Annotated in this window: 2 protein-coding genes and 1 pseudogene; all 3 read right to left on the bottom strand. The window is 69.6% G+C overall.

Features of this window, described 5'->3' with window-relative positions; all coding sequences use genetic code 11:
- Window positions 1-144: 144 nt before the first annotated feature.
- Window positions 145-973 (bottom strand): annotated as a pseudogene (locus ACZ38L_RS38535) (IS256 family transposase); the annotation flags it as partial.
- 138 nt (window positions 974-1,111) lie between these two features.
- The gene (locus ACZ38L_RS38530; protein WP_465702644.1) at window positions 1,112-2,815 is read right to left on the bottom strand and encodes an IPT/TIG domain-containing protein; all 1,704 of its coding nucleotides are present in this window, start codon (window positions 2,813-2,815) and stop codon (window positions 1,112-1,114) included.
- Between the two features lie 308 nt (window positions 2,816-3,123).
- Entirely contained in the window at window positions 3,124-4,059 is a 936-nt protein-coding gene (locus tag ACZ38L_RS38525; protein WP_465702642.1) for a group II intron reverse transcriptase/maturase, read from the bottom strand.
- Window positions 4,060-4,572 lie beyond the last annotated feature (513 nt).

Genomic DNA, 4,572 nt, shown 5'->3' with positions numbered 1-4,572 from the left:
CCGTCTTCGCCCTGGCCAAGCACCGCCCCACCGCCGCCCTCAAAGCCCTGGACGCCTGGATCAACTGGGCCCGGCGCTGCCGCATCCCCGCCTTCGTTGAGACATCAACGACGCACCTTCCGGGAGGCAACGTGTTGTTTCTTGACGGCTCCAGCGGATCACGCACGTCTGCACGGTGGCGCGGGGCCAGGTGGCGGTGACTGCCCCTGGCAGGCCCTTCAGGCCGTCGCAGCAGACGATGCACACGTCCTCGATGCCCCGGTTGCGCAATTCGGACAGTACCGCCATCCACGTGGTCGCGCCCTCGCCCTCGGCACCGACCCACAGGCCCAGCACGTCCTTGCGGCCGTCCATGTCGACCCCGACCGCCACGTAGACGGGCTTTGAACTCACCGCGCCGGAGCGGATCTTCACCCACAGTGCGTCGATGTAGATGATCGGCCAGATCGTGTCCAGCGGCCGGTTCTGCCAGGCGGCCAGCTCGTCCGCCACGGCGTCGGTGACCTTGCTGATCAGGTCGGCGCTGACCTCGACGCCGTAGATCTGGGCGAGGTGGGAGCGGATGTCACGCACCGACATACCGCGCGCGTAGAGCGACAGGATCCGCTCGTTGAAGCCAGCCAGCCGTCGTGCGTTCTTCGGGATCGGCCGCGGCTCGAAGTCACCGTTGCGGTCCCTGGGCACCGCGACCGTGACCGCCCCGACGTCGGTCAACACGGTCTTCGATGAGGTCCCGTTGCGGCTGTTGCCCGAGCCGCGACCGATCGGGTCGTGCTTCTCGTAGCCCAGGTGCTCGGTCATTTCCGCGTCCAGGGCACGTTCCAGCACTGCCTTGGTGACCTGGGTCAGCAGCCCGCCCTCGCCCAGCAGGGCCGCACCCGACGCGTCGGGCGCGGTCCATCAACCGCTCGACGACCTCGTCCACCAGCCGCTCATCGACCGGCTCGACAACCGGGTCCGCCTTGTCCGTCATGACTCGTCCGTTCCGCCTGGCCAGAGAGCCCGTGGCCGAGCCCTCGGCCAGACTGTCACGTCACGGACTTACACGATCTTTCGGACACGCTCCCGGACGATTCCCAGCCGCTGCCCCTGGGCCGTTCCGTCGGGGCCCTCAGGTGTAGGTGTAGGGCTCGGGTGCGGTGGCGCTGCCTCCGGGGGTGGTGACGGTCACCTCGACGGCGCCCGCCGTGTGCGCGGGGGCGGTGGCGTCGATCAGGGTGTCGGAGACGACGACGAAGGCGGCGGAGGTGGTGCCGAAGGCCACGGTGGTCGTGGTGGCCAGGCCGGTGCCGGTGAGGGTGACCGTGGTGCCTCCGGCCGCGGGGCCGGTGACCGGGCTGATGGCGGTGGCGGACGGGGGGGCGAGGTAGGTGTAGGTGGCGTCATCGGCGACGCCGCCTACGGTGGTGACGACGACAGGGACGGTGCCGGCCGCCGCGGGTGCGGTGGTGACGGTGATTTGACTGTCGGAGAGCACGGTCGGGAGCAGGGTGGCGGTTCCGAAGGTCACCGTGGTGACCGTTTGCAGGTTGCGGCCGTCGATGGTGACGGTGGTGCCGCCCACCACCGGTCCGGTGCTGGGGTGGAGCGCGGCGATACGGGGCGGGGGGATGTAGTAGAACGGGACGGGGAAGCTGGTGCCGCCGGGGGTGGTGACGGTGACGTCGACGACGCCCTGGCCGGCCGGGGTGACGCAGGTGATCTCGTTGTCGTCGACGACCACGACGTGGGTGGCGAGCCGGTCGCCGAAGTGGACGGCGGTGGTCCCGGTCAGGTGGGTCCCGATGATCGTGACGGGTGTCCCGCCGCCGGTGGGCCCCTGGTCCGGGAACAGGCCGGTGAGCCCGGGGAGCACGCTGACGGTGCTGGCGCCGTTGTTGACGACGTAGATCTGCAGGTCGTCCGGGGTCACGGCGAGGAAGTAGGGGGTGTTCAGTCCGCCGTAGGTGCGCACGATGGTGTGGGTGGCGGTGTCGATGGCGCTGACGGTTCCGTTGCCGTTGTCGGAGACGTAGGCGAGCGTGCCGTCCCTGGTGATCGCGGCCATGAAGGGGAGGCTGAAGCCCGGGATGGAGGCGATGGTGGTGCCGATCGCCAGGTCGACGACGTCCACGGTGCTGCCGCCGTAGTTGGGGACGTACAGGTAGCGTCCGTCCGGGGTGACGGCGCAGACCCGGGGGAAGAGGAAGCCGGTCAGGCGGGCGGTGACGGTGGCGGTGGCGGTGTCGATGACGCTGATCGCGTTGTCGCCCTCCTCGCTCACGTAGACGTGCTGCCCGTCGGGGGAGACCGCGACGTTCCGCGGCCCGGTGCCGACGGCGATCTCCCCGAGGACCGTCAGGGTCGCGGTGTCGATCACGCGCACGCTGTTCAGGGCCTGGCAGGCCACGTACACGCGGCTGCCGTCCGGGGTGGCGGCCAGCCCAACCGGGTTGGCCATGCCGGTGACGGTGCCGCTGACCGTGTTGGTGGCCGTGTCGATCACCTGGACGGTGTTCGCGGCGTAGTTCGCCACGTACACCTGCCGCCCGTCCGGGGCGGCCGCGAGACCCCAGGGGCCGGAGCCCACGTCGATCGAGGCGGTGACCGCCCTGGTCGACGTGCTGATCACCTTGACGGTGCCGTCACCGTAGTCGCTGACGTACGCCCACCGGCCGTCGGGGGTGATGACCACCCCCACCGGACCCGCCCCCACCGGCACGGTAGCCACCGGAGCGGTGACCGCCGGCGCCGCCGAGCGGTCCAGGGCCGACGACGCCCCGATCACCATCGGGGAGGGCCAGCGCCCACGTCCCAGTTCCGGTCCAGCGTTCACGCCGTCCTCCCTCCGGCCGCGCCCGCAGGCACGGCAGCACAGGCGGCCCAGCCCGGAGGAGTCCCCGCGGCACGCCTGACAGACCAGACTGAGAGAACGAGATCCCTCCCCGCGGGAATCTCGGCTGCCGCCCCGCGACGCCGACGCCCCAGCGAAAGACCGGCGCTGCCCATCCCTGCCACGTCCCTCCGGCCGGGGATGGGCAACCCGCCCGATTCCAATACAGCAAACCGTGCAGGACGCTCACACAGGTCAGCAAGAGCCCTCGATGCAGCATCACCCGAACGGCGCAGCACACAAATCAGCCTTCACCCACGAGGAGGTTGTCGGCGGCCACGAGACTCGGTAGGTCCCACGGGCCGTCGCGTATACCTGGGCGGCCCGCGCCCTTCACCGGTCGCTCGCCGGCACATTTCGGCCTCCTTCGGCTCCAAACCGAGCTCGGCCAGCAGTTCCCGAAGCCGCGCCAGCGCGGCCTCGGCCTGACGCCGGGATCTGCACATCACCAGCGCATCGTCGGCATAGCGCACCAGAACCCCGTACTCGTCCACGTCCCATGCCCGGTCGAGCCGGTGCAGGTATACGTTGCAGAGCAGAGCGGATGCAACCCCGCCCTGTGGGGTTCCGGTGACCGGTCGACGGACCTGCCCGTCCTCCATGACCCCAGCGCGCAACATCACGCGCAGTAGCTTCAGGAACGGCTGGTCGCAGATGCGTTCCTCGACCGCCTGTATCAACTTCTCGATCGGAATCGCCTCGAAGCAGTTGGCGATGTCCGTCTCCACCACCCACTGGCGCCCCTGCCAGGACTCGTCGATGAGTACCTGGAGTGCATCGTGGGCACCGCGCCGGGGACGGAACCCGAACGAGCACGGAAGGAAATCCGCCTCGAACACCGGCTCCGCCACCAGTTTCCACGCGGCCTGGACGATCCGGTCGCGCACCGAAGGGATCGACAGCGGCCTTTGCTCCAGCGTGCCGGGCTTGGGGATGAACACCCGACGCGCCGGGAGCGGACGATAACCGCCGGTCTTCAACTCCACGGCCAGTTCGTCGAGGAGCCGGGCCACCCCGTACTCCTCGACCTCCTCCAAAGTGGTCTGGTCGATACCCGGAGCGCCGTTGTTGCGACGCACCGCGACCCACCCGCGCCATAGGACGTCCCTGCGCGAGACCTTGTCCATCAGCGCGTGGAACCGCCGTCCGGGGTCGGCCTTGGCCGCCCGGTAGAGCGCATGCTGCAAGGCACGGACCGGATCCGAGGGAGAACGTCCCCCGTCGGCGGGACTAGCCACAAGGGCACTCACCGGGCCCCTCCTCCACATCTCTACGCATCGACGAAGTAGCGGCCCTTCCCTCACCGGCGGTTATGTTGTCCGCTCGGCTCAAGCAGTACTACGGCCGCCTCTGACGCCCACCCGGCCGGCACCCACTTCCCGAGGTCGTCGGTTATAGGGCACCCAGCTTCCGGCGGCGACTGCGCGCAGGCCGCCGGGCCGGGGAGGGCCTCTCCAGTTCCCGCCGTCACTATCCGAACGTTCCGCGCCCCTTACGCCGGGGAGTTCCTCACGGCTGCGATTCCAGGGTCTTCACCGTTTCCATGGCCTTCGCCCTGACACTCTGGGCTCGGCTCTCCCTTACCCCACCTCACGATGGGAACTTTCAGAGTGCGGTTCGCGCCGTGATGCCCGATTCGCGATGAGGTCTGGGTGAGGTGCCCTGCTCAGTGGGGTGGGCCGGCGCTCAAGGGCGAGGCT

The organism is Kitasatospora sp. NPDC024654 (genome assembly GCF_055559155.1).
The sequence above is the reverse complement of the archived record's forward strand: the minus strand, read 5'-3'. Positions and strand labels throughout refer to the sequence as shown.